14 protein-coding genes are annotated in these 13,738 nt (G+C 72.7%); 12 read left to right on the forward strand and 2 right to left on the reverse strand.

Going from position 1 to position 13,738, the window contains the following annotated elements; genetic code table 11:
* The first annotated feature begins 63 nt into the window (after positions 1-63).
* The 3 genes from QIS99_RS01470 to QIS99_RS01480 all read left to right on the forward strand — a co-directional run bounded on the left by QIS99_RS01470 (position 64) and on the right by QIS99_RS01480 (position 1,992).
* Positions 64-714, forward strand: a complete 651-nt coding sequence (locus QIS99_RS01470; protein WP_282509504.1) for a hypothetical protein — start codon at positions 64-66, stop codon at positions 712-714.
* A gap of 72 nt (positions 715-786) precedes the next feature.
* The gene (locus QIS99_RS01475) at positions 787-1,401 is read left to right on the forward strand and encodes a hypothetical protein (RefSeq protein WP_282509506.1); all 615 of its coding nucleotides are present in this window, start codon (positions 787-789) and stop codon (positions 1,399-1,401) included.
* Between the two features lie 27 nt (positions 1,402-1,428).
* Positions 1,429-1,992 carry a hypothetical protein gene (locus QIS99_RS01480; RefSeq protein WP_282509508.1) on the forward strand — a complete coding sequence of 188 codons (564 nt, stop codon included), beginning with the start codon at positions 1,429-1,431 and terminating at the stop codon, positions 1,990-1,992.
* A 97-nt stretch (positions 1,993-2,089) separates the two neighbouring features.
* On the opposite strand, the gene QIS99_RS01485 is transcribed toward QIS99_RS01480, so the two are convergent.
* The gene (locus tag QIS99_RS01485) at positions 2,090-3,124 is read right to left on the reverse strand and encodes a DUF4436 family protein (RefSeq protein ID WP_282509510.1); all 1,035 of its coding nucleotides are present in this window, start codon (positions 3,122-3,124) and stop codon (positions 2,090-2,092) included.
* Positions 3,125-3,522: 398 nt separating this feature from the next.
* On the opposite strand from QIS99_RS01485, the gene QIS99_RS01490 reads away from it, so the two are divergent.
* From QIS99_RS01490 to QIS99_RS01500, 3 genes are all read left to right on the forward strand, one after another.
* The gene (locus QIS99_RS01490) at positions 3,523-4,023 is read left to right on the forward strand and encodes a hypothetical protein (RefSeq protein WP_282509512.1); all 501 of its coding nucleotides are present in this window, start codon (positions 3,523-3,525) and stop codon (positions 4,021-4,023) included.
* Positions 4,016-5,218, forward strand: coding sequence for an MAB_1171c family putative transporter (locus QIS99_RS01495; protein WP_282509514.1), 1,203 nt, complete (start codon positions 4,016-4,018; stop codon positions 5,216-5,218). Before QIS99_RS01490 ends, QIS99_RS01495 begins: the two co-directional genes overlap by 8 nt.
* Positions 5,219-5,441: 223 nt before the next feature.
* A complete protein-coding gene (locus QIS99_RS01500; protein WP_282509516.1) occupies positions 5,442-6,896 on the forward strand; it encodes an alpha-amylase in 1,455 nt (484 codons plus the stop codon).
* 184 nt (positions 6,897-7,080) lie between these two features.
* Here the strand turns inward: QIS99_RS01500 and QIS99_RS01505 are convergent, their stop codons facing one another.
* A complete protein-coding gene (locus QIS99_RS01505) occupies positions 7,081-7,767 on the reverse strand; it encodes a FadR/GntR family transcriptional regulator (protein WP_282509518.1) in 687 nt (228 codons plus the stop codon).
* Positions 7,768-7,900: 133 nt separating this feature from the next.
* On the opposite strand from QIS99_RS01505, the gene QIS99_RS01510 reads away from it, so the two are divergent.
* The 6 genes from QIS99_RS01510 to QIS99_RS01535 all read left to right on the forward strand — a co-directional run bounded on the left by QIS99_RS01510 (position 7,901) and on the right by QIS99_RS01535 (position 13,670).
* Positions 7,901-8,860, forward strand: a complete 960-nt coding sequence (locus QIS99_RS01510; protein ID WP_282509520.1) for a dihydrodipicolinate synthase family protein — start codon at positions 7,901-7,903, stop codon at positions 8,858-8,860.
* Positions 8,857-9,891, forward strand: a complete 1,035-nt coding sequence (locus tag QIS99_RS01515; RefSeq protein WP_282509522.1) for an ROK family protein — start codon at positions 8,857-8,859, stop codon at positions 9,889-9,891. The genes QIS99_RS01510 and QIS99_RS01515 overlap by 4 nt, the downstream gene beginning before the upstream one ends.
* Before the next feature lie 116 nt (positions 9,892-10,007).
* Positions 10,008-10,721, forward strand: a complete 714-nt coding sequence (locus QIS99_RS01520; RefSeq protein WP_282509523.1) for an N-acetylmannosamine-6-phosphate 2-epimerase — start codon at positions 10,008-10,010, stop codon at positions 10,719-10,721.
* A 143-nt stretch (positions 10,722-10,864) separates the two neighbouring features.
* A complete protein-coding gene (locus tag QIS99_RS01525) occupies positions 10,865-12,343 on the forward strand; it encodes a sialate:H+ symport family MFS transporter (protein WP_282509525.1) in 1,479 nt (492 codons plus the stop codon).
* A gap of 134 nt (positions 12,344-12,477) precedes the next feature.
* On the forward strand, positions 12,478-13,140 hold the full coding sequence (locus QIS99_RS01530) for a Type-2Aa cytolytic delta-endotoxin (RefSeq protein WP_282509527.1): 663 nt from the start codon (positions 12,478-12,480) through the stop codon (positions 13,138-13,140).
* Between the two features lie 44 nt (positions 13,141-13,184).
* Positions 13,185-13,670 carry a VOC family protein gene (locus tag QIS99_RS01535; RefSeq protein ID WP_282509529.1) on the forward strand — a complete coding sequence of 162 codons (486 nt, stop codon included), beginning with the start codon at positions 13,185-13,187 and terminating at the stop codon, positions 13,668-13,670.
* The last annotated feature ends 68 nt before the right edge of the window (positions 13,671-13,738 follow it).

Consider the following 13,738-nt stretch of genomic DNA (forward strand, 5'->3'; position numbering starts at 1 on the left):
GCAGCTGAGTGGCCCCGGACACGTGTCCTAGACTCGCAGCACCCGAAGCAGGAGCCCCTTCAGATGCCATCCGCCGTGCAGGTCCCGCCGGACAAGTGCGCCTTCGACCACGCCGCGACGCGTCGCAACTGGCAGCGGGCGCGGCTGCGGGCGGGCGCCATGCTCCCCCTGGTCGTCCTGCTGCTGCTCGCCACCCTCACCGTGATGGGGCTGCTCGGCGACCGGCACGGCTCGCCCCCGATGTGGATGCGCATCGCCGGGTTCGTGTGCCTGGTGGCGGCGCCGTTCGTGTTCGCGGCCGCCCTGTACTCGCTCGGGCCGGTGCTGCGGCTGCGCCGGATCCGCCGGGTGCTCCGCGAGTACCCGTGGGAGTACCGCGCCGCCGTACGCCCCTGCCCCGGCGTCAAGGACGTGATGGCGCTGCCCGTGCAGCTGCGGACGGAGCCCGGCGGTGCGTGGTCCAAGGCGATGCGCGCGATCAACCCGCTGCAGCGCAAGCGCTGGTCGGGCGCGATGGAGCAGGGGGCGTGGTTCGCGGGCGACCCGGAGTTCGGCGGGGTGATCGCCGAGCCGGGCGGCCGGGAGCTGATGACCCTTGAGCGCGGCAGCCGTACGCCCCTGGAGGAGTACCGGGCGATCACCCGCGACACGGACCGGATCGCCCGCGCGAAGCGGGCGGGGCTGGCTTCCCTCGGCGCGGGGCTGCGGGGCTGAACGCACGACGGCCCGCCGTCCCCGTACGACGTATTGCGGTTCTGGAAGAAGAAAAAACGACACGGAGTATGTATGCACACGCAGGTCGCCCCGCCGTTGACACGGTCCGCGTTCGACGACCCCGGGACCCGGGCGCACTGGACGCGGGCGTTCCGCCTGACGCTCACCAACTTGCTGGTCAGGGCCGCCGTTTGGGTGGCGCTCCTGGTCACGGCCAAGGTGGCGGAGGACGACGCGATCGCCGGGCCGGCGTCTCTCCTCTCCATGATCACGGCGTTCCTGCTGATCCTGCCGTCGATCAAGCTGCGGTGGCTGCTCATGGTGGGCAGGGTCCTCAAGTCGGGTCCCTGGCAGGCCTGTTCGGCGGTGCTCCGCAACGACGTCAAGCGGCAGAACGGCAAGGCCGTGGAGGTGCGGTTCGACGACGCGTACGAGGACAGCGGCCGCGCGGAGCCCGTCGGGGGCGGCTCGACCGTGCTGGGGAAGGACTCGGGCGCGCCGGGGAAGGGCGGCGCGGCAACCGTCGGCGAGGGCGCGAGGCTGCTCCGCGCCCGCACCTGGCGGAGCCGCATCCGCTGGTCCGACGAGCTGACCGAGGGGGCCTGGGTGGTGGTCGACGACCCGCGCCTGCCCGGCGTCCTGGCCCGGCCGGGCGGCTCCGGCTTCATGACCCTGCACGGCTCCTGATCCACACCACCCACAGAAGGAGCATGCGTGAAGACGCAGGCCCCCCTGCCCATGACCAAGTACGCGTTCGACGACCCGGGCACGCGGGAGGCGTGGACCAAGGGGTTCCGGGTGACGCTCGTCAACTTCCTTGTCCGGGCCGTCATATGGGTCGGTCTGCTGATCACGGCGATGGTCGGGCCCGACCGGGACGGCAGTCAGGTAGTCACCGGTCTCGCGGCCTTCCTCTCGATGGTCACCGCCTTCCTGCTGATCCGTCCGGCGCGCAAGCTCCAGTGGCAGCTGCTCGTGGCCCGCGTACTCAAGTCCGGCCCGTGGCGCGGCTGTACGGCGGTCCGCAGGCCGGACGTGAAGGTGCCGTCGGGGCTGCCGGTCGAGGTGTCGGCCGGGGCGGGCGGCGATGACGCCGGGGACGGCCCGGTCGGCAAGGAGTCGCGGGTGCTGTCCGCGCGGACCTGGCGGCGCCGGGTGCCGTGGTCGGAGGAGGCGGCGCAGGAGTCGTGGGTCGTGACGAGCGAGGACCCCCGGCTGCCCTCCGTGCTGGCCCGGCGCGGCGGCTTCGACCCGGTGACACTGCACCGGGTGCGCTGATCCCCCGCGGGGCGCCCCCCCCATTGCCGTCTTCGTAGCCCCGCAACGGCCGCTCGTCTCCCCCGTATTCACGGCCGCTCGTATCTCGTCCCTACGGCTACTCACCTCCCGTACGACGCCCGCCGCCGCGGACCCGGCTGCCCGCCGGTGTGCCGCGGCGGTGGAGTCGGGGTGGGCGGGCGTCGCCGTCGGGGGCGAGCAGGGGGTCCACGGGGCCGCCCGTGCGGTGTTCGAGGTGGATGCCGTGGAAGACGAGGCGGGTCAGGCTGAGCGCGATCAGGGCCTCGGCCCAGTAGAACGCGGCGTAGTCGAGGAGGCAGCCGTTGGGCGGCGAGCCCGGGGCCGCGTTGCGGAGGCCGACCAGGGCGAACAGGCTCGCCGCCATCCAGCCGAGGGCGGGCCAGACGAGGCCGCGGCGCTGGCCGACGACCAGCCAGCAGGCGACCGCCACCGCGAGGGCGATCGCCCACATCGCGGCGATCATGAACCAGGCCATGATGAACGTGGACCGGGACCGTTTGACGGTGCCGCCGATCTCCGCCACCGCGTCCTTGTACCGCGTCTCCTCCGGGGCGATCGCGAAGTTCGGGTCCTGGTCGCGGTAGGTGACGGCGACCGGGACGGCGTCCGTGCCGGTGGTGGTGGCGGTCAGTACGAGCCGGGTGTCGTACCGGTCGAAGGGGTAGTCGGACGGGGTGCCGTCGGCGAGGGCCACCTGGAACTCCTTGCGCCAGACGGGGCTGCGCCGGTCGAAGGTCAGCTCGTCGTGGTCGGCACCGTTGACGTAGACGGTCAGGTTCGGGTCAGCGTCTCCGACGGGGCGGGCGTACTTGCCGCGCGGCACGGCGTTCAGCTGCAGCGTCATGCGCCGGTCGCCGGGGCTGGTGCGCTGGACGGTCACCTCGACGTCGAGCCGGTCGTCGGCACGGTGGTCCCCGACGTGCACGGGCCGCTGGCGTACGGCGCGTTCGTTGAGGTAGAGGCCGACGCCGGTGCCGAACAGGGCGAGCAGCGCGGCGAGGCCGACGAGGGCCCCGCGCCAGGGCAGCTCGGCCGTGGCACGGCGGGCCCGCGCGGCGGCTGGCACCAGGGCGCGCACACCGCGGGGGCGCCGTCCGACGGGCGGTGACATGCCACGATCCTCAACCGTCCGACGGGCCCACGCCGGGTGGGGTCACCCAGGCGGTGGTGCGGGGCCTGCGTGCCCGACGCGGCCTGAGCCGTACGCGTACGGGCGGCCGCGTGCACCACCCGCACGCGGCCGCCCGTCCTCGCGCTCCGGCAGCGGGCCCCGAACGGACTCCGAACTGCCCGAGGCCCGAGTGCCCGTGCCCTGCCCGTCCGGCGCTCTTCTGCCACTCACCTCGGCATACGTGTCTTGTTTTCTGCTGGTTCGGACTTCGGCGAGCCGGTTACATGGGGCCCGCCGGATCGCGTATTCCGTCGCCTTGCACGGAGAACTCGCCAGGGCCGAGAGCCACCGGCGTCCGTACACGCAGGGAAGGGTTCTGGGACATAACTGACCGGCATATGCGGCTCGCCGCGAAGGGCCTTCTCGCGTGCCTGCCCGAGTTCCCCCGCCCATGGAATGTCGACGCGCTCTGCCAGGAACTGGCGCGCCTCGGCGGCCGACCGCTCACCCTGCACTCCGTCGACCTGCCGGAATTTCCTTTCGGCATGTGGATCGACGACGGGCGCGGCGACCGCATCCTGTACCGCTCGTCCGCCACCGGATACCACCGGGACCACATCGTGCTCCATGAGATCTGCCATCTCCTCGTCGCCCGCGAACGGCACCCGGCGGTACGACGGGTCCTCCCGCCGACCGACGGCGTCCGTCCGCCCATGGCCCTGCGCGCGGCCGACCGGCCCGCCGCCCCCGCGCCCGTACTGGCCCACAGCCCGGCCGAGGAGGAGCTGGCCGAGACCTTCGCCTCGCTCGCCCTGAAGCGGGCCGGGCGGCTGCGTCCCCGTGACATCAGCCCGGTCGAGCAGCGCGCGGCGGAGCTCCTGGGGGTGTCCCGTGCATGACGTTCCCGCCTGGGTCGAGACGATGCGCGGGGTGGTCCTCGCGGTCGTGTGGACGGTGCTCGTCCTGCGGATTCCCGCACTCCGCCGGTCCGGTCAACGGCCGGTCTGGGCGGTCCTGTTGGTGCTCGCCGCCGGTTCGCTGCTCATCCAGGCCCAGGTGGGCGCCTGGGTCGACGAGGTCACGGGCGTGCCGAAGGCCGGCGAGCTGGCCGTCACGCTGATCGCGCTCACGGACTTCGCGGTGGTGTGGTGGTTCGCGCTCACCCTGCGCGCCGTGGACCGGCCCACGCCCGCCTGGCTGCGCCGCGCGCCCCTCGGCTGCGCGCTCATCACGGCCGTCGCCGCCACCGCGTTCTTCGCCCTGGCCGACGAGCAGCACCGGTACGGCGAGCAGGCGCAGGGCTGGTGGGTGGCGTACGCGCTGGTCTGGATCGGGTACGGACTGGTCACGGCGGTCGGCGCTGCGGCCGTGTTCTGGCGGTACGGGCTGCGCATGCTCAGCCCGACGCTGCGGGCGAGCATGCTGCTGCTCGCGGTCGGCACCAGCGCCGAGCTGCCGTACCTGGTGATCCGGGCCATCCGCTGGTTCGACCCGGAAGCCTCGCCGGCGCTCGCGCTCGCCGGGTTCTGGTGCTCGTTCGCGCGGTTCGTCCTGGTCGCGCTCGGCTGCTCGCTCGCCGCGATCGACCCGCTGCGCAAGGCCTCGCTGTTCTGGTACCGGCGGCAGCGGCTCTTCCGGCTGTGGCGACTGCTGCGGCAGGCCACCCCGGAACTCCTCGTCGTCACACCGCAGTCGCGGCTCTCCGATCTGCTGACGTTCCGCAATTCCTGGGAGTTGCTGCACCAGCGCGTCATCGACATTCGCGACAGCATCATTTTCCTGCGGGACGGCTGGGCCTCCGAGGATCTGCTGCGGGAGGCCGCGCGCCACATCCAGGAGAGCGAACTCAGAGAACGCGAGCGGCTGTTGGCCACCGCATGCTGGATCGAGGCGGCCCGGCGTGACGCGCTGGCCGGTGAGCCGCGCCGCCACGAAGAGGTGCGTTCCGGCCTGCTGCCCGAGGTGCACGGCTCGGAGTCCACCATGCCGCGCGAAATCACGTATCTCGTACGCCTCTACCGGTTCCTGAGTTCTCGTCACGTATCGGAATTCGCCGCCCGTATGCGGCAGCCGCAGGACGCGGCGACGGGCTGAGCGGGCACGGGACGCCCGGAAGGCGCTTGTAAGAGTTTGCGAAGGCTTGCACTGGCACCCAGTGCAAGCCTTCGCCCCTTTTGCCACCTCCTTCAACGACCCATCTTGCGCGGAGGGTTGACCTCTCCTTCAGGCCGGGACTAGCTTCAGCGCCGCATTCGTCATCTTGCTGCAAGATTTTGCATCAAGGTGGCGGCTCACCCCCACTTGAAGAAGGATCTCCATGAGCAAGCTCAGCAGGTCCCTGATCGCCGCAGCCGCGGCGGGCTCCGCCGCGCTCCTGGGCGCCGCCGCGCTGCAGCCCGCGAACGCGAGCCCCGCTCCCGCCCCCGAGGCCGCCGCGAAGAAGAAGCCGAAGGCCGAGAAGGCCGCGGGGAAGGACGTGATCGCCAACCTGTGGTCGTGGAACTGGAAGTCGGTGGGCGCCGAGTGCACCGACGTCCTCGGCCCCTCCGGGTACGCGGCCGTGTGGGTCGCGCCGCCCGCCGAGTCCATCGCCCACCCCGACGGAAACTGGTGGGACGTCTACCAGCCCGTCAACTACGAGCTGAACAGCCGCTTCGGCGACAAGGAGGCCTTCGCCGCGATGACGAAGGCCTGCAACGACGCCGGGGTGAAGGTCTACACGGACGCCGTCGTCAACCACACCGCGGCGCTCACCGGCACCGGCTACGGCGGCACCCAGGTGAGCGACAAGTACCGGCCCGCCATGTACCAGCGCGGCGACTACAACGTCGACGTCTGCAACCGCACGATCAGCAACTGGAGCGACAAGTGGGAGGTGCAGAACTGCGAGTTGCTCGGCCTGCCCGACCTGAAGACCGGCAGTGACGCGGTCCGCTCGAAGATCGCCGGGTATCTCAACTCGCAGATAGCCCTCGGCGTTTCGGGCTTCCGCATCGACGCGTCGAAGCACATGCCGGCGGCCGACCTGGAGGCGATCGTCGGCAAGCTGGACTCGACGTCGGACGGTTCGCGCCCCTACGTCTTCCACGAGGTGTTCCCCGGTCCGACGCCCGCGCCCGACGAGTACTACGGCAGCGGCAAGGTCCTCGACTTCTCCGCCGCCGACCGGCTCAAGTCCGCGTTCCAGGGCGACATCGCGTCCCTGAAGGACTTCGGCAACGGGCAGCTGCCCGCCGACAAGTCCGTGTCGTTCGTGACCAACCACGACACCGAGCGCTCGGGCCGCCACCTGTCGTACAAGGACGGCGACACGGCGGTGCTCGCCAACGTCTTCCAGCTGGGCTGGACCCACGCCGACCCGACGGTCTACGCGGGCTTCACGTACGAGAACAAGGACGCCTCCCCGCCCGCGGACGGCGACGGCTTCGTCACCGGCACGGACTGCGGCAACGGCGCCTGGTACTGCCTGGACCGGGACCCGCGGATCACCGGCATGGTCGGCTGGCGCACGGCCGTCGGCGACGCCGAGGTCAGCGACTTCCAGTCGCCGCAGGGCAACGTCATCGGCTTCGGCCGCGGCGACAAGGGCTTCGTCGCCGTGAACAACACCGGCGGAGCGGTGACCGCCGAGTTCAGCACGCAGGTGCCGGACGGCACGTACCGCGACGTGCTGAGCGGCGACACGGCCGGTGAAGTGACCGTCTCCGGCGGCAAGGTGACGCTGGAACTCCCCGCGAAGTCGGCGGTGGCGTTCCACCCCGGTCAGGCCTGACCACGCCGCTTCCTCAAGCGCCGGACGAGCGGGAATCCAGCCCGTCCGGCGCTTGAACCCAGCCCGTCCGGCGCTTGAACCCAGCCCGTCCGGCGCTTGAGGACGAGCCCGTCCGGCGCTTGAGGACGAGCCCGCAGGGCGATCGGACGACGCCCGGGGCAACGGCACCCCACCCCGCGGGAACTTACGCCGCCGGCAACCGCTTCCGGATCCCGTCGAAGTGCCGCCGCATCGCCTCCGCCGCCCGCGCCCCGTCCCCCGCCCGCAGCGCCGCGACGATCTCCGCGTGCTGGGCGCAGGTGCGGTGCGGGTCCTGGTGGTCGTCCGCGAGGTCGTCGCGGACCTGCCGCATCGCCGCCCAGAACGCGTCGAGCACCTCGCTGAGCAGGTGGTTGCCGAGCGAACGGTAGAGGGCCAGGTGGAAGGCCCGGTCGGTGGCCGCGTCCACCGCGCCCTCGTCCGCCTCGCGCTCCATCCGCCGTACGAGCCCGTCCAGCACGTCGAGGTCGTCGGCCGGTACCGTCGCGGCGACGGTGGCGATCACGCCGGACTCCAACGCCTCGCGCAGCTCCATGAGTTCGTACAGGCTCGGCTCCCCGCGCCGGTGCCGGACCGCCGCACGGAAGGCGATCCCGTCCACCAGCGGATCGAGCGAGAGCGAGCCGACGTACGTGCCGAAGCCGTGCCGGATCTCGATGACCCGCACCGCCTGCAGCGCCTTCAGTGCCTCGCGTACGGAGTTGCGGCTCATGTCAAGGAGCTCGCACAGCTCGGACTCGGTGGGCAGCGGATCGCCGGGACCGAGCTTCCGGTCGAGGATCAGCTGCCTGATCCGCGCCTGCGCCGTCTCGCTGAGATTCCCTCGCGCCATCTTCCGTTTCCTTTGCCTTCGCCTCTTGACCAGCCACGTACACGCCGGTCTATGGTGACCCGACATGGGACATCCTACGTCCTACGTCCCGTCGTACCACCGCATCGTTCCGATTCGTTCTGGAGTCACCGCCATGCCCCTCGCCTCGCCCCTCACGGGCGTCGTCCCGCCCGTCTGCACCCCGCTCACCCCGGACGGCGAGGTCGACACCGCGTCCCTGGCGCGGCTCGTCGAGCATCTGGTCGGGGGCGGTGTGCACGGCCTGTTCGCGCTCGGCTCGACCAGCGAGGTCGCGTACCTCACGGACGTGCAGCGGGCCACCGCCCTGGAGGCCGTGGTGACCGCCGCGGCCGGACGCGTCCCCGTCCTCGCGGGCGTCATCGACACCACCACCGCCCGCGTCGTCGAGCACGCCCGCACGGCCGAACGCCTCGGCGCCGACGCGCTCGTCGCGACCGCGCCCTTCTACACCCGCACCCACGCCACGGAGATCGCCGGCCACTTCCGCGCCCTGCGCGCCGCGGTCGACCTGCCGCTGTTCGCGTACGACATCCCGGTGGCCGTGCACAGCAAGCTCACGCCCGACCTGGTCCGGGAGCTCGCCGGGGACGGCACGCTCGCCGGGCTCAAGGACAGCAGCGGCGACGAGGGCTCGCTGCGCCGGCTCCTGGTCGAGCTCGGCGGCCGCGAGGGCCGCGCCACCGGTCCGGCCCCGCACTTCGCGGTGCTCACCGGCTCCGAACTGACCGTCGACGCCGCCCTCCTTGCGGGCTGCGACGGTGTGGTCCCGGGCCTCGGCAACGTCGACCCGGCCGGTTACGTACGCCTCTACGAGGCCGCGCGCGCCGGGGACCTGGAGCTGGCCGCCAAGGAGCAGGAGCGGCTCGTCGGGCTGTTCGGCATGGTGGACTGCGGGCCGGAGGCCGACATGGGGCGCAGCTCGTCCGCGCTCGGCTCGTTCAAGGCGGCGCTGTGGCTGCTCGCCGTCATCGGGCACCGTGGCACCGCGCGCCCGCAGATCCCCCTTTCCGACGAGTCGGTGGCCGAGGTGGCGGCGCGGCTGCGCGGCGCCGGTCTCGTGCCGGTGCGATGAGTTCCGGCCGAGAGGGGCCTGTGGGGCCCGTCGTCGGTCTGGACCTCGGCGGTACGAAGATCGCCGCCGCGCTCGTCGCCGCCGACGGCACGGTCCTGGCCCGGCACACCCGGCCGACCCCGGCCACCGAGGGTGCGCGGGCCGTCCTGGACGCGCTGGCCGCGGCCGCGACCGCCGTGGCGTCCGGCGCCTCGTCCCGCGTCTCGTCCGGCGTCGCGTCCCGTGCCTTGTCTGGCGTCTCGTCCGGCGTCTCGTCCGGCGTCTCGTCCGGCGCCGAGGTCACCGCCGAGTTCACCGCTGTGGGCGTGGCCGCCGCCGGGGTGATCGACCCGGTGAGCGGAACCGTCACCGGGGCCACGGACACGATCAGCGGCTGGCGCGGCACACCGCTCGCCCCGGCCCTCGCCGCCCGCCTCGGCACGCCGGTGGCCTGTGACAACGACGTACGCGCCACGGCCGGGCCGGAACTCGCGGCGCTGCCGCCCGGCTCCTCGCTGCTGTATCTGGCGGTCGGAACCGGAATCGGCGGCGCGGTCGCCGTCGACGGCCGGATGGCGCACGGCAACAGCGGCGTCGCCGGGCACATCGGACATCTGCCGAGCCCGGAGGCGGAGGGGGTGCCGTGCAGCTGCGGCGCCGTCGGCCACCTGGAGGCGGTGGCGGCGGGGCCCGGCATCACGGCCCTGTACGAACGGCTCTCCGCTCGGCGCGCCGAGCGGCTGCAGACGGTCGCGGACCACGCCGACCGCGGGGACGCCGCCGCCGCGCAGGCCATCGCGGTCGGCGCGCGCGCCGCGGGCCGCGCCCTCGGCGGCCTGGCCAACGCCCTCGGGCCCGACAGGGTCGTGGTCGGCGGCGGAGTGACCGGCCTCGGCCCCCGCTACCTCGGCCCGCTCGCCGACGCCTTCACGGCCGAACTCCTGCCCCCACTGGAGCAGTTGCGCCCCGAGCCGCCACGCTTCGGCGCGGACGCGGCCGTACGAGGAGCGGCCCTGCTCACGTCCACGGCGCCCCTGCACACCCCGGCCTGACCGGCACCCGTACCAGGGCAGCCGCCCCTCCCCTTGCCCCTCACCTGTCCCCCTTTCCTGTCCCACTTTCCTGTCCTGTCCCACTTTCCTGTCCCGCCTCCCCATCCGGAGTGACCATGACGGCACCGCCGTACCCCCGAGATCCCAAGCCCCTGCCCGACGCACTCGCCGGCCGCCTGATCGTCTCCTGCCAGGCGCCGCCCGGCGACCCGATGCGGGACACCGCCGCCCTGGTGCTCCTCGCCCGCTGCGCGCAGGCGGGCGGGGCGGCCGGGATACGGGCCAACGAGCCGGCGGCGGTGGCCGCGATCCGGGCCGAGGTCGACCTGCCGCTCGTCGGCCTGTGGAAGGACGGCGACACCGGCGTCTACATCACGCCGACCGTCCGCCACGCCCTGGCCGTGGCCGAGGCCGGCGCCGACATCGTGGCCGCCGACGCGACGGACCGCCCGCGCCCCGACGGCTCGGCCTTCGCCGGGCTCGTCGCCGCCGTGCACGCGGCCGGAGCCCTGGTGATGGCCGACGTGGCCACCCACGCCGAGGGCGTCGCCGCCGCCGCGCAGGGCGCCGACCTGATCTCCACCACCCTCTCCGGGTACACCCCCGGCTCGCCGCGCCAGGACGGACCCGACCTCGACCTGGTGGCCTCGCTCTCGGCGGCCGTGCCCGTACCGGTGGTCGCGGAGGGCCGCCTGCACACGCCCGAGGAGGCCGCAGAGGCCCTGGCCCGCGGGGCGCACAGCGTCGTCGTCGGCACCGCCATCACCGCGCCCACGGCCTTGACGCGCCGCTTCGCCGCGGCCGTCGCCGGCACGGCGCCCCGCCCCTGACCCCGTACCCCCTGTACGGCCCGCACGCCCCCGTACGCCCCTGTACGGCCCCGCACGTCCCGAGTTCCGCCTGCCCCTGTCCCGGCCGACCCGGTCGTCTCGACGGTGAGACGATCCGGCACTCTGGAGTAACCGTGTCCCACATGACCCCACCCCGCCCGCTCCCCTGGTACCGCGAAGTCGGCCGTACGCAGTGGAAGTCCTTCGCCGCCGCCTGGATCGGCTATGTCCTGGACGGCTTCGACTTCGTCCTGATCGCCCTCGTCCTGACCGAGATCAGCGACGAGTTCGGCCTGAGCACGGTCCAGGCCGCCAGCCTGGTGTCCGGCGCGTTCATCACGCGCTGGCTCGGCGGCGCGGTGCTCGGCGCGCTCGGCGACCGCTACGGCCGCAAGCTGTCCATGGTCCTGAGCATCGTCCTGTTCTCCGTCGGCACGTTCGCCTGCGGCTTCGCCTGGGACTACACCAGCCTGTTCGTGGCGCGGCTCGCCATCGGCATGGGCATGGCCGGCGAGTACAGCGCCAGCGCCACGTATGTCATGGAGAGCTGGCCCGCCCGCGTCCGCAACCGGGCCAGCGGCTTTCTGATCTCCGGCTTCTCGATCGGTTCGGTGCTCGCCGCGCAGGTCTACAACTGGGTCGTGCCCACGCTCGGCTGGCGCTGGATGTTCTACGTGGGTCTCGTCCCGATCGTGATGGCGCTGTGGATGCGCCGGACGCTGCCCGAGGCCACCGAGTGGACCCAGGCCGTCGGGGAGCGGGAGGCGAAGCCGAACCCGTTCCGCCCGCTGTTCGCCGACCGGACCCGTGCGACGGTCAACACGGTGCTCGCGGTGGTCGCGACGGTCTCCCTCTTCGCCGTGTTCACCCCGCTCGGCACGGGTCTGGTGCCGGTCCTTTCGGTGCTCGCCGGACTGTCTCTGGCCGCGTTCGCGGTGCAGCTGGGCGGCCGGCGCGGCTGGCCGCTGTACCTGGCGATGATCGTCACGGTGTTCTTCGCGTTCCTCTACACCTGGCCGATCCAGGCCCTGCTGCCCACGTATCTGAAGACCGAGCTCGGCTACAGCGCGGACCAGGTCACCGACGTCCTGTACTTCGCGGGCTTCGGCACGATGGCGGGCTGCTGGCTCGCCGGGTTCGTCGGCGACTGGATCGGCACGAAGAAGGCGTACGCGTTCACGCTGCTCGCCTCGCTCGTGTTCGTGTTCCCGGTGTTCGCGGTCCAGGACGACCTGCTGCTCCTGGGTGCGCTGCTGTTCGTGCTGCAGGCGTTCAGCTTCGGCATCTCGGGACTGCTTCCGCGGTACATCGGCGGGCACTTCCCCACGGAGGTACGGGGAGCCGCGCTCGGTTTCACGTACAACGTGGGGGCGCTCGGCGGCGCCGTCGCGCCGGTGCTCGGTGCGCAGTTGGCGTCCGGCATGGACCTGGGGCAGGCGCTCGCGGTGCTGACGTTCGCGGGGACGGTCCTGGTCGTCGTCCTGGTCGGCTTCGACGTGCCGGGGCGGCTCGGCCGGCTCACCGACCCGGACAGCGTGCCGGACCACCTGGCGGCGTCCGCCGCCGCGGCGCCGGACGGCCTGCCGGAGCGGCAGCCGCAGGGGCAGCCGCAGGCCGGCTGACCGTCCGCCCCGCGAGACGGTGTGGGCCACACCACACCGGCAAAGGCATACTGTCGCCCGCCAGTTGATCACGCGAGGCACAGAGCCAGAGCCAGAGCACAGAGCCAGAGCACAGAGGCACAGGGGAGAAGCCGATGACGGACACGACGACGGACCACGGCAGCACACAGCCCGGACAGTCCACCGCCCCCCGCACTCCCCGCACGCCTCACACTCCCCGCTCCCCTGTCGCCTTCAAGCCCGTGATCGCGGTGACCCCCGCCTGCGCCGAGCAGGCGGGGGCCGCCGAGGCCCGGCTCCAGTCGGCGCTCGCCGAGGCCACGGAGACGGCCGGGGCATTCCGCTTCGGTCCCGTGCAGGCGGCGGCGAAGGAGCTGCCGGGCGCGTCGATCGTCCGGATCATCCCCGGCTTCGGGCTGCAGGAGCAGGCGCCGACGCACGTCATGGTGCTCACCCTGAAGCAGGCGGTCCGCCAGGCGCTGTCGCTGCCGCTGGGCGACGAGGCCTTCTGGGAGCGGGTCGAGGAGACTCTGACGTCCGCGTTCATCGGCCTCGGCGACCAGCTGGACGCCCCGCACCTGGTCCTGCATCCGGCGGACGAGGGCACGCGCTACGACTACCACCTGCTGTTCGCCCTCCAGGACGAGGAGACCGAGGGATTCCTCTACGTGGTCGCGTTCTGCGTCCACGTGACGGTGGGCCTCGACCGGGATCAGGTCCTCGGCCTCTCGGTGACGGACCCGGCGCCGTACACGCTGGGCCTTGACGCGCTGTGCGTACGCCAGCCGGTGGGCTGAACTCGGGACCCGCCGCGGCCGGACTCCCCGGCTACGGTGGCCGGATGGAACAGCGCATCAGCCTGATCACGCTCGGCGTCCGCGACCTGGCCCGCTCCCGTTCCTTCTACGAGGCCCTCGGCTGGCGCGGCCAGGAGGTCCAGGAGACGGTCTTCTTCCAGGCGGGCGGCCAGGGCCTGGTCCTGTGGGACCGCGCAAAGCTGGCCGCCGACTGCGGGGTGGAGTCCGCCGAGGCTCCCGACACCTCCGGCTTGGGCGGCTTCGGCGGCTCCGGCGGATTCGGCGGATTCGGCGGTATCGCCCTCGCCCACAACGTCCGCTCGGCGGCGGAGGTGGACGAGCTGCTCGCCACGGCCCGGCGGGCGGCGGCACGCATCACGAAACCGGGCAGGCTATCCGAACTCGGCTTCTACACCGGCGTGTTCCTGGACCCGGACGGCCACGCCTGGGAGATCGCCCACAACCCGGGGTTCCCGTTGTCGGACGACGGCTCGCTCACGATTCCCGACCTGACGCAGGACGAGGGCTGACGGCCCTGCGCTCTTCCCCGCCCCGCCCCTGAACCCCGTTTCGAAGGCCAGCCCCGGAGCACGAGCCG

Source organism: Streptomyces solicavernae, from assembly GCF_029968095.1.
In the GTDB taxonomy this organism is placed as follows: domain Bacteria; phylum Actinomycetota; class Actinomycetes; order Streptomycetales; family Streptomycetaceae; genus Streptomyces; species Streptomyces solicavernae.

What these genes read in the sequence shown, in the direction of transcription:
- QIS99_RS01470 (WP_282509504.1), top strand. Translation starts at nt 64, where the DNA reads ATGCCATCCGCCGTGCAGGTCCCGCCGGACAAGTGCGCCTTCGACCAC.
- QIS99_RS01475 (WP_282509506.1), top strand. Translation starts at nt 787, where the DNA reads ATGCACACGCAGGTCGCCCCGCCGTTGACACGGTCCGCGTTCGACGAC.
- QIS99_RS01485 (WP_282509510.1), bottom strand. Translation starts at nt 3,124, where the DNA reads ATGTCACCGCCCGTCGGACGGCGCCCCCGCGGTGTGCGCGCCCTGGTG.
- QIS99_RS01490 (WP_282509512.1), top strand. Translation starts at nt 3,523, where the DNA reads ATGCGGCTCGCCGCGAAGGGCCTTCTCGCGTGCCTGCCCGAGTTCCCC.
- QIS99_RS01500 (WP_282509516.1), top strand. Translation starts at nt 5,442, where the DNA reads ATGAGCAAGCTCAGCAGGTCCCTGATCGCCGCAGCCGCGGCGGGCTCC.
- QIS99_RS01505 (WP_282509518.1), bottom strand. Translation starts at nt 7,767, where the DNA reads ATGGCGCGAGGGAATCTCAGCGAGACGGCGCAGGCGCGGATCAGGCAG.
- QIS99_RS01510 (WP_282509520.1), top strand. Translation starts at nt 7,901, where the DNA reads ATGCCCCTCGCCTCGCCCCTCACGGGCGTCGTCCCGCCCGTCTGCACC.
- QIS99_RS01515 (WP_282509522.1), top strand. Translation starts at nt 8,857, where the DNA reads ATGAGTTCCGGCCGAGAGGGGCCTGTGGGGCCCGTCGTCGGTCTGGAC.
- QIS99_RS01520 (WP_282509523.1), top strand. Translation starts at nt 10,008, where the DNA reads ATGACGGCACCGCCGTACCCCCGAGATCCCAAGCCCCTGCCCGACGCA.
- QIS99_RS01525 (WP_282509525.1), top strand. Translation starts at nt 10,865, where the DNA reads ATGACCCCACCCCGCCCGCTCCCCTGGTACCGCGAAGTCGGCCGTACG.
- QIS99_RS01530 (WP_282509527.1), top strand. Translation starts at nt 12,478, where the DNA reads ATGACGGACACGACGACGGACCACGGCAGCACACAGCCCGGACAGTCC.
- QIS99_RS01535 (WP_282509529.1), top strand. Translation starts at nt 13,185, where the DNA reads ATGGAACAGCGCATCAGCCTGATCACGCTCGGCGTCCGCGACCTGGCC.